Raw genomic sequence first — 14,677 nt, 5'->3', positions numbered from 1 at the left:
AGGGATGGGAACAAATGCCGAAGCATTGATCGAGTACGGTGGAATCACGGCGGTTCATACGTTCGGGTATCGCGGCATCGGCGATCGGCCATCTGTCGGTTCTGATGATGGTCCTGATCTTCTCCGAGGTGCATCCGTTTGGTTCGGTGACGGCCGAGCCGGTCACGGTTGATCTTGTTTCGCCTGATGAGGTCGTACAGTCTCCAAAGATGGTCGAGCCGCCTCCGGAGCTGAAAACAGCGCAGCCTTCGGACTCCTTCCAACTTTCTTCGCAAGCCGCGGATTCGCAGGCACCTGACGCCCCACAGCCGGCAGCGGCGCAGCCGCAACAGCAGGCGGCGCTGTCGATGCCAGGCCCCATTCAACAACAAACTGCCGTCCAGCCGCAGTCCCCATCGGCGTCTCCGTCGCCGGCCTTCATCCCTCCGGAGCCCGATCTGACTGTCAAATATCACGTGATTCTGGGTCTACCCCAAGATCCACCCCCGGATAGACCTGGTGACAATTTCGACGCCCCGGCGTCACAGACGGCGGACGTTGCATCCAGTCTCGTCACGGAGTTTCGACGTCATCTCAAGACATGCTCGAAATTGCCCCAGTCGATTGCGCCCGCCGACAAGATCAAGATCAAGCTGCGCGTGTTCATGACGCCTGACGGCAGGCTCGCGGCGGAGCCTGTCCTGATTGAGGCCAGCGCGTCGGCAAAGGGACCGGTCCTCATGCAAAGCGCGATGAGTGCACTTGAGGGCTGTCAGCCCTACGCGATGTTGCCGATGGACCGATACGGTGAATGGAAAACGCTCGACTTGAGCTTCACGCCGCAGGATTTTTCGGGCGGGTAGTGTGGGCTTCGGCGTAAGCGCTGGGCCGCCCGGTCCAGAATTTCCGGCCCTGGCGGCTCAGTCGCTTTTTCAGTTGGAGCCTTGCTGCAACGCGCGCCGGATTGCCATTTCTACCGGCGAGTAGTCGCCGTTCTCCTGGTCGAGCCGGAAAGGCTCGGCCGGATGCAACGGCGGTTGCGCCATGAAGCGTGGCGTCGACCCGCAGTGCCGCTGCGCGGCATGAATCAGGAACGGGTGACACAAATAAACCGTGCCAGCCTCGCCCACGGCCAGCGCTTGCGGCCGGTCGGCTCCTCGTCTTCCAGCGCCAGACGCGACATGCCCGTTTCTCCGGCGGGCTCAAGAAGCCGTGCGATATCGAGGTGCGAGCCCACGCGTATTCGCGTCGGAGCGTCGAGTTCGCCGACGTCGGAGAACAGGAACAGCATCAGCAGCGCGCGACCGCGGGAAGTCACGTTTACCCGCCAGGAGGAGAAATCATTCCGCTCCTCCGGATCATCCGACTCGCTGGGAAAGCTCACATCGACGTGCCAACCGGCATCTCCGGGATCGTGCGGGCTCGGAAAGCGTACCGGAAAGCTGCCGAGATCCGCGCGCGGATACCAACGTCCCTTTCCAACGAGCTGATCGAAAGCGGAATGGAGCGCGGGGGTGTTCGCCGCTTTCCGAAACGGTTCCTGCCCATAATAACCGAGCCGAACGACCGGTTGCGTCCACGTTTTCTGGTCATAGGGATCGCATCCAAGGTCGCGCCAAAGAATGGCTTGCCCTTGCTCGGCGAGCTCTCGAGGAAAGGCTCTGTCGAGCCGGACAAACCCGTCTTGAACAAATTGCTGCAGTTGTGCGTCGCTGAGCGCGCGCACCGATTCACGTACATCCGATGGCATGAAATCCTCATATCGCTTAAGCCAATCACCGTCAGCTCGCGGGGCGAGATCGGGGGAAGGCTCATCTAGTCCTTGGGCGCGTCACTGCCGAATGGCAGCGGGCACCCACTTCCGCCCGCTCGAAGCGGGCAATGCCGTTAGCGGCTGAGGAAGAAGGCCGAAGCGATACTGGAGATGCGGATCATCATCATGGTGAGAGAGAATTAGCACGGTCACCTTGAGGCAGCAATGCACCTTCACCGATGTTCAAGTTGAACACCCGCCCAGCTGGCGCTATGGCAGGATGTCGAATGCGTAAGGGATTTGTGCGAAATGGCTTTGAAGCTCGTGATCGGCAACAAGAACTATTCGTCCTGGTCGATGCGGGCATGGCTGGCGCTGCGAGCCAACAACATCGAATTCGAGGAAGTTTTCATCCCGCTGTACACCGGCGAGGCGGATAAACAGCGGATCTTGAGTTTTACGCATTCCGGCAAGGTACCGGCGCTGATCGATGGCGATGTCACGATCTGGGATTCGCTGGCGATCATCGAATACATCGCCGAACGGTTTCCCGAAGCCAGGCTGTGGCCTGAGGACCGCGCTCGCCGTGCGCACGCGCGTTCGATTTCAGCAGAGATGCATTCAGGTTTTATGGCGCTGCGCAACGAATGCGGCATGAACCTGCATCGCCCGATCGGCGCGATCGCGCTGTCGGCGGATGCGCGCGCCAATATCGGGCGCATCGAGCAAATCTGGATCGAGTGCCGCTGGCGCTACGGAAAGATGGGACCGTTCCTGTTCGGAGATTTTGGCGGCGCGGATGCCATGTTTGCGCCGGTGGTGCATCGTTTTCGCATCTATGCGATCGAGGTCGCGCCCGACGCGCGAGACTACATGGATACGATGATGTCGTTGCCGGCGTTTCAGGAGTGGACCCAGGCGGGGCTTGCCGAAACCCTCGTGATCGAGAAATTCGAAGCCGTGTGAGCCCAAATTGCGGACCGGCGGTCGATCAACCCGCCAAGGTTTTGGTGCAGCAACTTCCAACCGCGGTGGATGATGCCGGTCCGGACGGCAGGCTCTCGGATGCGGCCCAAGGCTAGGCAGCGCGGTTCCGGAGCGCGGCAGGGCCGATTCCTCCGGAACCCACGAAAGCGGGTTTATCGCACTGAAAAACCTGCAAGTTCGCGCATTTGCTATGTCCCGATGTAACTGGTCAACGGGAGCGGCGCTATGCTATATACCCGCCGGGTGCTCAGTCGGTTTGTCGCAGCGGGGATCGTGGGCGCGGCCGGCGTTTGCGTAATGGAGAAAGCGTTGAAGCACAAATTCAGCGTTGGAGAGACTGTTTATTTCACTGCCAGCAATGTCGCACGTCCGGCCGCCACCGGCACTTATGAGGTGATCCGGCTGCTGCCGACCGACGGCGACGACTGCCAGTACCGGATCAAGAACTCGACCGAGGCTTTTGAACGGGTGGCGAAGGAAAGCCAGCTCGCCGTTTCCTAAACATCGAGCGCATGGCCCGGCGAAGCGGGTTCCACTTCGTTGCCGTTAAAAGGCCCCGTTCGCAGGACCATTTTTGCTTGCGCAAGGTGTGCAAAAAAGGGCATTCATTCGCTGGATGCGCTTTATGCTGCGTTGAGGAACACCGCGCATGAACTGGTTCGGGGCTGCATCACTGGATGAACTTTGGCGTTCGCCAACCTTTCCGATGTGGCTGACATTGGCCGCGGCGGGATTCTTCGGGGTCATCGTTCTCATCACAGTGTTGCGGGCGGAGAAATCCGTCGTCAACGGCGCGCTGACGGTGATCACGCTGCTGGCTATCGGCATCGCGGGGGCCGCCGCCATTCGCGGGTTCGGTCCGGATGGCGCGGGCGCCGCCGGTGAGACGCAATCCTTGCAGTCGACGCGCGCGACCCGGTCGGCGAGCGCGGCGCTGCCGGCATTGTCGTGCATCGACGATCTGGCGGGTGATACCGTTTTGGCGGCGTGCGAGAAGGCGTTGTTCGGTTCCGCCGAATCGGTTGCCGCGGCCGTATCCTATGCGGCGTCTCAGATCACGCGGCTGACCGCGCTGGGCGATGCCTCGGCAGCAAACCGCAGCATGACATCCGAGGCGCAAGCGCTGCGCCGCGCGGTTGAGCGGGACCGTTATGGACTGATGGCCTATGTGCTCGCCGCGCGCGACCATTGTACGCCGTCGGCCTGCGCAGCTTTCCGGTCGCTGACCGACTACCAGCAGGTCGCGGCCAACATGAACGAGCGGACCTATGAGGGGCTGGTTTCGCGTTACGCGCCGCTGTGGAACGTGCCCCCGGCGGCCACCGGGCCGGTCGCGGCACTTGCGCCATCGACGCCAACAGGCAAGCCCACCAATGCCGAATTTCCCTCCGCTGCCTCGACCCCGGCTGTCAGCATCATGACGCCGGAGCCGGGTCCGGCGGCGACGCCGGTTGCGCCGCGCCCGCCAGCGGCGGCGCCATTACCGGCAGCTAGTGCGCCATTGCCGTCACCACGTCCGCCGGCGGCCACGGCTCCCGCGCTCGCGGCGGCGAAAAAGCAGCCTGCGCCGAAACCCGCGCGCACGGCCGCGCCGGTTCAGCTTGCGCCCGCAGCGCCGGGTCCCGCAACAGCACCTGCGCCCTCAGCCGCGAACGAGTGATCCTTTCAAAAGCCGAGGCTGCGCGCTACCTTCCAACCATGCCACTTCATCTCATCAAGCTCGCCGTCGGCTGCGAGTCCGTCAAGGAACTCAAAGGCTGGGTCGCCGAGCGTATGCAAACGGCCAAGAAGAAAGGCCTGCCGCTTCGTCATATTCACATCACCCGGATGAAGCCGAAGCGCGTCGAAGAGTTGCTCGCGGGCGGCTCGCTGTACTGGGTGATCCGGGGTGAAATCGCAGCCCGTGAAAAAATCATCGCGATCGAACCCTTCCGCGATCGCGACGGCATCGGCCGGTGCCGGCTGGTGATGCAGCCCAAAGTGATTGCGGTATCGCCGCGGCCGATGCGGGCGTTCCAGGGCTGGCGCTATTTTACGGAAGATGCCGCGCCGCCCGATCTCGGCAAGGCGGCCGCTGCCAGCGTTGCGGCAATGCCCGAACCGTTGCGCCGCGAACTGCGCGATCTCGGGTTGCTCTAAGCCCCGGGCTGCTTTTAGGGCGTTTTCAAGCGAAGTGGAGCCCGGTTCGTGCCAAGAAAACGCGTCAAATCAGGAATCTAGAGCTCCGTTTAGATTCTATCGAACGGAAAGTCTTTAGACGCCGAAATTATCGATCAGGCGTGTCTTTCCGAGCTTTGCCGCAACCAGAATTCGCACCGGTCCCTCCTTCGTCGAGCCGATCGGCGCCAAGGTGTCGGCGTGCCGAGCCTCGAAGTAGTCGAGGATGAAGCCGGCGTCAGTGATCAACTCAGCGCCTCCGGCCATCGCGGCCTTGATATCGTCGCCCGCACGCAAGCGCTTGGCGGTCTCCTTCATGGCGCGGTACAGCGCCGGCGCCACGCGGCGTTCTTCCGCCGATAAATAGACGTTACGCGAAGACATCGCGAGGCCATCGCGCTCGCGCACGGTGGGCGAGCCAATCACCTTGACGCCAAGATCGAGATCCCTGCCCATCCGCGTCACGACCCGCAATTGCTGGAAATCCTTTTCGCCGAAGATCGCGAAATCCGGTCGACACTGCGTGAACAGCTTGCCGACCACGGTGGTGACGCCGCCGAAGAAGTGCGGCCGGAAGCGATCCTCCAGGCCTACGGTGGCCGGCCCTTCGGTCAGAATCCTGGTGGCAAAGCCGTCCGGATACATGGTTTTGACGTCCGGATTCCAGATCAGGTCGACATTCTCGGCGGCGAGCTTGGCGACATCGGCCTTCCAGGTGCGCGGGTAAGAACTGAAATCCTCCGATGGCGCGAACTGGGTGGGGTTGACGAAGATCGAGACGATCAACTTCGCGGCGCGGCGCTTCGCCAGCCGAACCAGCGACACATGGCCGTCATGGAGTGCTCCCATGGTCGGCACCAATGCGGTCGTCGCCTTTTTCGCGCGGAGGCTATCCAGGGCGCGGCGCAACGCAGGGACCGTGCGTACGATCAAGGGGCTTCGCGACATCTGGGCTCGATCTTTCGGTGTCAAGGAGGCGGCCAGCGCTGACAGTGCGGCGGGCATGCCGACCTTAGCAAGACCGATGCTTGGTCGCCAAGCAGGTCGTCACGCGCACGAGGCTGGTGCTCGTCTCAAAGATTGTCCGCCGCTTGTGCGTGATTGCCGCTGATCCGGCCATGCGATTCATGATTAAGGCAGACGATCAACGACTCCGGAATGTTATCGCGCATTTAACTTGACCGCGGTCGCGCGCAATTTGAAGATATCCACGTGGGGTAAAAAATGTTGCTGCAGGCTAGTCAGGGGCAGTCGGACTCGGCGCATGTGGTGGTGCTGGGCAACGAGAAGGGCGGTTCAGGGAAATCCACCACCGCCTTGCATATCGCGGTTGCCCTGTTGAAAGCTGGCCAGCGCGTCGCCACCATTGATCTCGACTGCCGCCAGCAGAGCTTCACCCGTTACATCAACAACCGAAGCGCTTGGGCGCGCCGCACCGGCCTGGAGCTGGAACTGCCGGTGCATTGCTGCATCAAGCTTGGCGAGACCATGCAGATCGCCGACAACGAGACGTCCGAATTCCAGCAATTCGTAGACGCGGTGAGCGCGGTCGAGCGTAGCTTCGATTTTATCGTGATCGATACTCCGGGGGCGGATAGCTATCTGATGCGTCTGGCGCACTCGATGGCCGATACCCTGGTGACGCCGATCAACGACAGTTTCCTCGATTTCGATGTCCTCGGGACCGTCGACCCCGCGACCTATTCGGTGACCGGCGAAAGCCACTATGCGGAGATGGTGCGCGACACACGGCGCAAGCGCCGCCAACTCGATGGCGCCTCTACCGACTGGATCGTGGTCCGCAACCGACTGTCGATGCTGGGATCGCGCAACAAGCAGCTGGTCGCTGACGGCCTCAACGAGCTGTCGTTCCGGCTCGGCTTCCGCTCGATCGATGGTTTTGCCGAACGCGTGGTTTACCGGGAGTTCTTCCCACGCGGGTTGACGGCGCTCGACGATCTCGACGAGGCGACGCTTGGCACCCGTCCGAGCATGGGCCACGTGACCGCGCGCGAGGAGGTGACCAACCTGCTGCGCCAGTTGAAACTGCCGCTCGACGAGCGCGGCCGCCGCCGCGCGGCCAACCGAGCCGAGTGGTTCAACCAGGTCGACAAGCCGCTCGAGCTCCACGACATCCTGGGCGCCTAGGGCCGTGTGGTAAGGTGTTACTACCAACCGGATTGGTTGGCGGTGAGAGCGCCATGCGGATGGTCTCTTGACTCGGTGTCGGTTTTCGGGGAACAAAATTCCTCGGAAAGCTTTGTTCACAAAGCCTTTATTTTTGATCCGAATTTTAGATCCGACCGGACGTTGGTGGTCCAACAGGGAGGACCAAACATTCTCGATTGTGGCGGTTACCCGAATTGAGCGCACTGCACAATGAGCAGGCGGTCAATTCACAACATTTGGTCTACCGGTCACGCCGATGTGACATATATTATGCACAAGGGACCGCAGAGTCCCAGCCGTTGGAACAGGGCTTTCGTTACGGGAGCGGTGCGCCGAGGATGACATGAAGCGTGGAATTGCCATTCTGGTTTCGCTTGGCGCGGTGATGACCGTTGCGTATTTCACCGTGAGCAAATGGGCGATCCGTCACGAGACTCTGACGTTCAATGATCCGGCCCGCGACAACCGTCCGGTTGCGGTCGATATCGCGGTACGACGCGATAAGGAGATGCAGGCGAACGCCGGCATGATCAAGCTGCCGGTGGCAATCCTCAACCACGGCAACACCGTCAAATTCACCGAGTACTCTTTTCTGGCGAACGTCTTTGCGGCCCGCGGCTATATGGCGATCAGCATCCAGCATGATTTGCCCACTGACGCGCCGATGGTGACGAAAGTCGGCGAACTCTATGTCGGCCGCTTGCCGCAGTATCAGCGTGGCATTGCCAACATTCGCTTTGCGGTCGATGAAATGAAAAAGCTCCAGCCGAATGCCGACTATGAGCGTCTGACCCTGGTAGGACATTCCAATGGCGGCGACATCTCGGTGTATTTCGCCAAGCTGTACCCTGACCAGATCAAGAAGGTCGTGACACTCGACAATCTGCGCGTGCCGTTTATGACCGACGGCAAGTTCAAGATCCTTTCTTTCCGTTCGCAGGATCCGGTGTTCAAGCCCGACCCCGGGGTCGTTCCGGCCGACGAGGTCTGCGAGAAGGCCGGGATCACGGTGGTCAATACCGGTTTCCAGCACAACGACATGCGCGATACCGGTCCTGACAATGCGAAGGTAACGATCCAGGAAATGCTCGACAAATTCCTTGCCGAGGACAATCCGCTCAAGCCCGTCGAGACAAAGTCGCCGCCGGTCATGACCGATGCCGGCCCGGTCACGCCTTACGCGCCGGTCCATAACTGACGCGGGATCGATCGCTCCCGGCGTGAGAAGGATAGCGCCTCTCACGCGCATTGACCGCTCCCCGATCCCGGCCCACATAAAGCTTGCTGCAATTGTGAGCGCTTATGTCCGGCGAACCGACCAAACCCAAGCCTGCAGGCGAAGTGTCCCCGGCGCAAAAGCCTGCGTCCGGCAAGCCCGGTTCGTTGCCGGAGGCGAAGCCGTCGGCTTCGGAAGATATTGCGGCCTTCGTCGCCAGGGCTCGCGCAATGTCGCCCCATGCGGCCGGCGCAAAGGGCCGGCTGGTGTTCGCGCTCGATGCCACCATGAGCCGGCAGCCGACCTGGGATATGGCCTGTGCGCTGCAGGCCGATATGTTTCGCGAGGCGGCCTCAATCGGCAGTCTCGATATCCGCCTCGTTTATTACCGCGGCTTCAATGAGTGCCGCGCCACCGGGTGGATTTCCGACAGCGCGCAACTGGCGAAGCTGATGGGGAAGATCGATTGCCGCGGCGGCAACACCCAGATCGGCAAGGTGCTGTCGGAGGCGCGACGCGAGGCGGTGGCCTCCGGGGTGCGCGCGGTGGTCTTCGTCGGCGACGCCATGGAGGAGCTGATCGACGATCTCTGCGCCAAGGCAGGCGAACTCGGCTTGCTCAAAGTGCCGGTGTTCATGTTTCAGGAAGGTCACGACGCCGTCGCCGAGCGGGCGTTCCGGGAGATCGCGCGCCTGACCGGCGGCGCGTGGTGCAGGTTCGATCCCGGCGCTGCGGCGCAGCTGCGCGAACTGTTGCGGGCCGTGGCGGCCTATGCCGCCGGCGGCCGCGAAGCGCTGCTGAGGTTGTCAAAGACAGGAAGCGGCGCCGCTAAACTGCTCGGCCAGATGAAGTGATTGGTTCAGCTCTCCCCGAAGATGAGCGCGGCGACCGTCGTGTTTTTTGCCGCTGATGCCACTATATTGAATTCATGCCTACCCTGATCGCCGGCATCGTCGCCGTTATTGTTCTTTATACGCTGCTGCAGATGTTTCGTGCGGCCAATCCGGTTGTGCTTGCGCGCACGATCAAGATCGGCGGCGGCGTTGTGGCGCTCGCTGTCGCGGTTTTTACCGGCATCAAGGGTGAGCTTGCGGTGGCCATCCCGCTCGGCATCTTCGGCGCGGGGCTCTTGGGCTGGTCGCCTTTCGGGGCATCCGGGTTCGGCAATTTCGGCGGGATATTCGGGGGCGCAGGCGCGCAACGCTCGCCGGGACAGACGTCGCGGGTCCGCTCGCAGTTCCTCGAGATGATCCTGGATCACGACAGCGGCCGACTGTCAGGCCAGATCGCTGCCGGGCCATATGCCGGCCATTCGCTCGATGAATTCGATCTGCCGCAATTGACGGCGATGATCCCAGGCTTCGATGCCGAAAGCGTGTCGTTACTTGAAAGCTATCTGGACCGCAGGTTTCCCGCTTGGCGTCAGCACGCGCAGGGAAATGCGAGAGGGGGGCAGGGCCGCGCGGCGTCGAGCGGCAAAATGACGGACGAGGAGGCCTATCAGATCCTTGGCCTGCAGCCGGGGGCGGGGCGTGACGAGATCAGCCGGGCGCACCGCGCGCTCATGAAGAAATTGCATCCCGACCAAGGGGGGTCGACGTACCTCGCCTCCCGTGTAAACGAGGCCAAGGATACTTTGCTTCGCACGCATAACAGCTAACTCCGGCAACGCCACCAAACGCTACGCGAGTTGCTTCTGCTAGTTTCTCCGACTGACGCCCCGTTGCCGCCCGCCGTTGCCCGGCGTGGTCGATCATTCGTCTCAGTTCTAACCGCAAAGTCTTGACGGAAGGTTTGCAGGTGGCGGATTGGAGCGTGGCACAAACAGGAAAGGCCGAAGCTTTGCGAAGCCCGTCATCGGGCCGCGCGTTACGCGGACCCGTCGGCGCCTTATCCGCCGTGACGGCCGTATAGATCAGTTCCGAACGGCGATGCAGGAGATATCGGAACGCTTCAACGTCCGGCATACCGCTTCGGCCTGGTCGCGATCGAGGCCGGCGAAGCGGGCCCGGAACAGCTTCCTGTCGCCCCTGGCGACGACCGGCTCGGTGAACGGATCGGCCTTCGCAAGCAGGCCGCGGGCTTGGTTGCGCGCCGCCTCGATGCGCTGCCGTGCTTCGGTTTCGCTTTCCAGCGCGCCGACCTGAACGATCCATCCGGTGTGGGCTGCGACCGGCTTGATCGCTCCGTTTTGCTGAACGGCTTGCGGCTGGGATTGGAGGCGGGGAGTTGGATCAGAGTAGGCCAGCGCCTGGGAGGAGGAAGGTACACTCGATGCAGGAAGTACGCCGAGCAAACCGTTGCCGGTGCCGTGGCCTGCCGGCTGAGGCGGCATTTCCGTTCGAGCAACTTCAGCCTTGCCAATTTCGGCCTTGTTGATTTCAGCTTTGGCCATGACCGCGCTCGATGTCTCGGATACTTCCGGGCGTGTCGGCGGTATTGCACCGGTGGTCGGCGTGGCCGGCTGCGGCGAAGCGGCCGAGGCCAACTTCATCTGCCCGGCCTTAACCTGGACGGTCTTGACCTTGACAGGCTTCATCGGTTCAGACGAACCGGGGATCGCGGCAATGGCCTGAGTCTCGATCACCCCGTTGGTAAGCGGGGCGGGTTCGGCTCTGGCTTGCGGCGGGGGCACCGCCGCCGTAGCAGCCGCGATGATCGATCGCGTAGCTGGCGCTGTCGGACGCGCCGGCGCCGCGACCGGCTCGGATGCCGCGGAGGCGACCTGGACAGCACCCTGGGCCTGAACCGTCTGCGTCGGCCGTGACTCGACTTCGGCTTCCGCAACATCTGCATTGGCATCCGAAGCGCCGCGCTCGGTGATCGCGGCGACGGTGCGTTTGGTCGCGGCCTTCTCGAGATTTTCGGCAAGCAGGTTACGCATAGTGGCGTCGCGCGAACCGCCGCTGCGGCCCCCCAACACCACGCCGACCAGATGGCGGTTGCCGCGGCGCATCGATGTCACGAGATTGAAGCCAGATGCGCGGGTGTAACCGGTTTTGATTCCATCGACGCCCTCGACACTGCCGAGCAGGCGATTGTGGTTGCGGATCGAACGGCCGTGGTAGTTGAACGCCGTGGTCGAGAAGTAGCGATAATAGCGCGGAAAACGGTCCTGAATGGCGCGGCCCAGCATCGATTGGTCCCGCGCCGTCGTCACCTGTTCGTCGTCGGGCAAGCCCGACGCGTTGCGATAAACCGTCTTGGTCATGCCGAGTGCGCGCGCTTTGCGGGTCATCAGCTTGGCGAAATCGTCTTCACCGGCGGCGATGGCTTCCGCAATCACGACGGCAGCATCGTTGGCCGAGCGCGTCACCAGTCCTTTGATGGCGTCTTCGACGCGGATGGTTTGACCGGGGCGCAGCCCGAGTTTGGTGGGAGCTTGCTCGGAAGCGTGCTCGGAAACTTGCATTTCGGTGTCGAGCTTCATCTTGCCGGCGTCGAGGCGCTCGAACAGCAGATAAAGCGTCATGATCTTGGTGAGCGAGGCTGGATGACGGCTTGCGTCGGGATTGCTGGCGGAGAGCGTCGCACCGGAATTGCCGTCTACGATGATCGAAGAGAATGCCGGGCTGTAATTGTCCCGGGCGACCTGCGCTTGGTGACGGCGGTAGCGGCGCGCGTCAGCCTCACTCGTGAAGATGACTGCGGTAGTGATCGCGACCAGCCCAAAGACGCACACTCGCAAAACACGCGAGGAAGCCCAGGTTGTTCGAAGCATCAACTTCCCCTGCCAATTTCTGTCTTGATCACCGGTGCGTGAGGCCAAATTATGCCCGACCGCCGGCGACGTTTCCCTGCTCAAGATGCCAAATTGGGACAGACATCTCTGGCCCGCCGCCCGCCTAGACCGCCATTCCATCTAAACGGCTGTACGCAAACAATTTTTTCGGCTGCTTATCCGGAACCCGACAGGCCAAGAATCAGGTTAAATCGCCGGAGTTTCCAAACGCTTAAGAAATCCTTTGCCTGCGCCCCGGCCTTTGTCGCAAATTCCATTGATTGTGCGTCGCACAAAATTCTTGACTTTATTGTGCATCGCAATAAATATGTGGCGCCGGGAGCAGGGACCTCCCGGCAGCTCCACTGCACATTCAGTCCGGGAAAGGCTTCCATGATGATGAAGATTGAAGACATTCAGCAGTACGGAAAAGAACACTTCGAGACTGTCGTAGCGTCGGCGACCACCGTTCAGAACGGCCTTCAGGCAATCGCAAGCGCCTATGGCGATTACACCAAAAAGTCGTTTGAAGACACCAAGTCATTCGTGGAGAAGTTGTCCGGAGTAAAATCGCTGGACAAGGCGCTTGAGGTGCAGACTGAATTCGCGAAGTCCTCGTATGAGACCTTCGTGGCCGAGTCGCAGAAGATCGCTGGGCTTTATACCGATCTCGCCAAGCAATCTTACAAGCCCGTGGAAGGCATCGTCGCGAAGTTTACGCCGGCGGCCGCCACCTAAACTCCGTACTGTTTTCAAAAATCAAAAGCCCGGCCATTGCGGCCGGGCTTTTTTGTTGTTCCGGGATTGGGCCGCTTATCTCGTGACGCGCAGTTTGGAGAGTTGCGTCGTAATATTTTGGAAGGCACTGGCCGTGTCGGCGGCAGACGTTATCATTTGGAAGTTGTCGGTGCCGTCTGTGCCTTTTCCGCAATCTTGCAGCACCGCCGAGATGGGGTCGGGGTTTGTTGTGCTGGTGTTGATCTGAAGCGCGAAGATCTTGATATTGTGCGGCGCCTTCTTGAGATTATCACAGAGCATCTTCTGACGGGCGTCGATTTCCCACGACTTGTTAGAAAAACGATTCTCAGTGTTGATACCGTCGGACACCAGGACGAGATAGTCGTTGTAGGTATAGCCGCTATCCTTTGCGGGCGGAAAGAGTGGCGCCTTCTGCACGCTCAACGAGAGCCCGCCCCAGGCGGCTCCGATCTGCTGGTTGGTATTGCCGGCCGGCGACAGAGCGTCGATGCTGGTCGTGAGCGCAGTCCACTGATTGCTCATCGGCGTCAACGCCTTTGGACAGTCTTTGTATTGCTCAACCACAAACTGCGTGGCTGCATCCCCGAGCTTGGGCTCGTCAATCGTTGTGTCGTAATTTTGCTCCCGGTCCTTGACGCAACCATTCCAGGTGCTGCGAAGGTTGGGCTGCCAGGTGTGGTCGTAGTCGCGAAGGGTCTGCTTGCAGACCTTGCTACTGCCGCTACCTGTGCAAGAACAATCGCCGCTGCCAACACCGTCGATTGCCGCGTTGTTGCAGCTGCAGCCTGATGAGCCAGTGCAAAGCGTGACGTCGCTGCTGGTGCCTTTGTATACGCTGGTGTAGCAGCCGTTATAATAATTGGTCGTACCGCTATCGACACCCGGACAAATATCACCGCTGTTTGGGATCTTATTGGTCTGGTTGCTGCCGCTGACACGCGTCTCGACGCATTGGAATTTCTTGTTGCGGAAGGGACAAGCCGAGCCGGGTCCATAGTTTTTCCAGTTGGTGATCTTGTCAGCCGGAGGAACGATGGCGGCTGGCTCGGCTTCCCAGGCAGCCCAACCGGTTACCCAGTCCGCCGGCCCCGGACTGCCGGTGCCTATGTTGACGTCCCGCGAAAATGGAATGATGGAGATGTAAACGTCGCCGGTTATTTTGTTGAGCTTGCTAAGCGTAGTAATCATGTCCTTCGCGGCGGTTTTCAGATTGGGCATCTTGTTGTCACTGGCCATCGATCCCGTGACGTCAAGCACCATCGCAACGCGCATTCGCGCGGTGCCCCAGCTTGCGGTCGCATCGGTCTTGAAATTGAGCTGGGGGTAACCTGCGATTTTTATGAAGTCGCTGATCACGTATCCGGATCCGGTGACTACGACGTTAGAAGCCCCGCTGCTGTCCTTCGGAGTGTAGGTCGCTTCGACGGACGTGACGGTCGAGTCCTTATTGGTATAGAGTTCCGCGAAATAGATTTTCGCCTTCGCCTCGATCTCCGACGCCGTGATGCGGCCTTCGTTGAAGTCTTTGGAGAGCATCAATGCTGTGGAGTCGAGCGCGGCCTGCATGGTCGAGCGGGCGCGATTGGCCCGGCTATAGTCGATTGCGGCGCCTACGAAACTGATGAGGGGCACAAGCGTAATGGCAAAGATTACCGCAATATTGCCCTGATTGGACGCAGCGAAGCGGCGGATCGCTTCGCGAACATGACGGGTAACGGATGCACAGAACATCATGGGTCACCGAAATATTGGTTTCTGCTGCCATTTCGGTGGTTGCCGCTGAACGGGCGGTAAATCTCCCTTGAGAAAACGGGTCAATACCCGCACAAATTGCGGGCCGCCCGCCAAAAGCGGCGGCTATCCTCAATGGCGGCTAAACAGCTTGCGACTTACCTTTGTCAAATCCGACAGGATTGATTAACCTTGGCCAGATTGC

13 protein-coding genes and 1 pseudogene are annotated in these 14,677 nt (G+C 60.9%); 10 read left to right on the top strand and 4 right to left on the bottom strand.

The genetic code is table 11. The features are described from left to right. Window positions 1-38: 38 nt before the first annotated feature. Window positions 39-842 carry a hypothetical protein gene (locus tag N554_RS0118070; protein ID WP_029584752.1) on the top strand — a complete coding sequence of 268 codons (804 nt, stop codon included), beginning with the start codon at window positions 39-41 and terminating at the stop codon, window positions 840-842. Window positions 843-911: 69 nt separating this feature from the next. On the opposite strand, the pseudogene N554_RS36020 reads toward N554_RS0118070, so the two are convergent. Beyond that, window positions 912-1,729: pseudogene (locus N554_RS36020) on the bottom strand (phytanoyl-CoA dioxygenase). A 312-nt stretch (window positions 1,730-2,041) separates the two neighbouring features. On the opposite strand from N554_RS36020, the gene N554_RS0118060 reads away from it, so the two are divergent. The 4 genes from N554_RS0118060 (at window position 2,042) to N554_RS0118040 (ending at window position 4,858) form a co-directional block, all read left to right on the top strand. Then, complete coding sequence (locus N554_RS0118060) at window positions 2,042-2,698, top strand: glutathione S-transferase family protein (RefSeq protein WP_029584751.1); 657 nt, start codon at window positions 2,042-2,044, stop codon at window positions 2,696-2,698. Between the two features lie 318 nt (window positions 2,699-3,016). Next, the gene (locus N554_RS0118050) at window positions 3,017-3,220 is read left to right on the top strand and encodes a hypothetical protein (RefSeq protein WP_029584750.1); all 204 of its coding nucleotides are present in this window, start codon (window positions 3,017-3,019) and stop codon (window positions 3,218-3,220) included. A gap of 148 nt (window positions 3,221-3,368) precedes the next feature. Beyond that, window positions 3,369-4,379, top strand: coding sequence for a hypothetical protein (locus N554_RS0118045; protein WP_029584749.1), 1,011 nt, complete (start codon window positions 3,369-3,371; stop codon window positions 4,377-4,379). A 38-nt stretch (window positions 4,380-4,417) separates the two neighbouring features. After that, window positions 4,418-4,858: a DUF1489 family protein gene (locus N554_RS0118040; RefSeq protein WP_029584748.1), complete on the top strand. Its 441-nt coding sequence runs from the start codon at window positions 4,418-4,420 to the stop codon at window positions 4,856-4,858. Between the two features lie 114 nt (window positions 4,859-4,972). Here the strand turns inward: N554_RS0118040 and panC are convergent, their stop codons facing one another. Then, a complete protein-coding gene (gene panC / locus N554_RS0118035) occupies window positions 4,973-5,824 on the bottom strand; it encodes a pantoate--beta-alanine ligase (protein WP_029584747.1) in 852 nt (283 codons plus the stop codon). Window positions 5,825-6,100: 276 nt separating this feature from the next. Between panC and N554_RS0118025 the strand changes: the two genes are divergently transcribed. The 4 genes from N554_RS0118025 (at window position 6,101) to N554_RS0118010 (ending at window position 9,921) form a co-directional block, all read left to right on the top strand. Next, window positions 6,101-7,024 (top strand): division plane positioning ATPase MipZ, encoded by a 924-nt coding sequence (locus N554_RS0118025; protein WP_029584746.1) that lies wholly within the window; start codon window positions 6,101-6,103, stop codon window positions 7,022-7,024. A gap of 364 nt (window positions 7,025-7,388) precedes the next feature. Then, complete coding sequence (locus N554_RS0118020) at window positions 7,389-8,243, top strand: alpha/beta fold hydrolase (protein ID WP_029584745.1); 855 nt, start codon at window positions 7,389-7,391, stop codon at window positions 8,241-8,243. 104 nt (window positions 8,244-8,347) lie between these two features. Then, on the top strand, window positions 8,348-9,115 hold the full coding sequence (locus N554_RS0118015) for a vWA domain-containing protein (protein WP_029584744.1): 768 nt from the start codon (window positions 8,348-8,350) through the stop codon (window positions 9,113-9,115). Window positions 9,116-9,189: 74 nt separating this feature from the next. Continuing rightward, a complete protein-coding gene (locus tag N554_RS0118010) occupies window positions 9,190-9,921 on the top strand; it encodes a DnaJ domain-containing protein (protein WP_029584743.1) in 732 nt (243 codons plus the stop codon). Window positions 9,922-10,176: 255 nt separating this feature from the next. Here the strand turns inward: N554_RS0118010 and N554_RS0118005 are convergent, their stop codons facing one another. Beyond that, complete coding sequence (locus N554_RS0118005; RefSeq protein WP_029584742.1) at window positions 10,177-11,982, bottom strand: serine hydrolase; 1,806 nt, start codon at window positions 11,980-11,982, stop codon at window positions 10,177-10,179. A 396-nt stretch (window positions 11,983-12,378) separates the two neighbouring features. On the opposite strand from N554_RS0118005, the gene N554_RS0118000 reads away from it, so the two are divergent. Next, a complete protein-coding gene (locus N554_RS0118000; RefSeq protein WP_029584741.1) occupies window positions 12,379-12,720 on the top strand; it encodes a phasin family protein in 342 nt (113 codons plus the stop codon). A gap of 75 nt (window positions 12,721-12,795) precedes the next feature. Here the strand turns inward: N554_RS0118000 and N554_RS0117995 are convergent, their stop codons facing one another. Then, window positions 12,796-14,472 (bottom strand): pilus assembly protein, encoded by a 1,677-nt coding sequence (locus tag N554_RS0117995; RefSeq protein ID WP_029584740.1) that lies wholly within the window; start codon window positions 14,470-14,472, stop codon window positions 12,796-12,798. Window positions 14,473-14,677 lie beyond the last annotated feature (205 nt).

Source organism: Bradyrhizobium sp. URHD0069, from assembly GCF_000701345.1.
Taxonomy (GTDB): Bacteria; Pseudomonadota; Alphaproteobacteria; order Rhizobiales; family Xanthobacteraceae; genus Bradyrhizobium.
The sequence above is the reverse complement of the archived record's forward strand: the minus strand, read 5'-3'. Positions and strand labels throughout refer to the sequence as shown.

Bases quoted from the DNA above. Each gene is read 5' to 3' on its own strand.
- N554_RS0118060 (WP_029584751.1), top strand. From the start codon at position 2,042: ATGGCTTTGAAGCTCGTGATCGGCAACAAGAACTATTCGTCCTGGTCG.
- N554_RS0118050 (WP_029584750.1), top strand. From the start codon at position 3,017: ATGGAGAAAGCGTTGAAGCACAAATTCAGCGTTGGAGAGACTGTTTAT.
- N554_RS0118045 (WP_029584749.1), top strand. From the start codon at position 3,369: ATGAACTGGTTCGGGGCTGCATCACTGGATGAACTTTGGCGTTCGCCA.
- N554_RS0118040 (WP_029584748.1), top strand. From the start codon at position 4,418: ATGCCACTTCATCTCATCAAGCTCGCCGTCGGCTGCGAGTCCGTCAAG.
- panC (WP_029584747.1), bottom strand. From the start codon at position 5,824: ATGTCGCGAAGCCCCTTGATCGTACGCACGGTCCCTGCGTTGCGCCGC.
- N554_RS0118025 (WP_029584746.1), top strand. From the start codon at position 6,101: ATGTTGCTGCAGGCTAGTCAGGGGCAGTCGGACTCGGCGCATGTGGTG.
- N554_RS0118020 (WP_029584745.1), top strand. From the start codon at position 7,389: ATGAAGCGTGGAATTGCCATTCTGGTTTCGCTTGGCGCGGTGATGACC.
- N554_RS0118015 (WP_029584744.1), top strand. From the start codon at position 8,348: ATGTCCGGCGAACCGACCAAACCCAAGCCTGCAGGCGAAGTGTCCCCG.
- N554_RS0118010 (WP_029584743.1), top strand. From the start codon at position 9,190: ATGCCTACCCTGATCGCCGGCATCGTCGCCGTTATTGTTCTTTATACG.
- N554_RS0118005 (WP_029584742.1), bottom strand. From the start codon at position 11,982: ATGCTTCGAACAACCTGGGCTTCCTCGCGTGTTTTGCGAGTGTGCGTC.
- N554_RS0118000 (WP_029584741.1), top strand. From the start codon at position 12,379: ATGATGAAGATTGAAGACATTCAGCAGTACGGAAAAGAACACTTCGAG.
- N554_RS0117995 (WP_029584740.1), bottom strand. From the start codon at position 14,472: ATGTTCTGTGCATCCGTTACCCGTCATGTTCGCGAAGCGATCCGCCGC.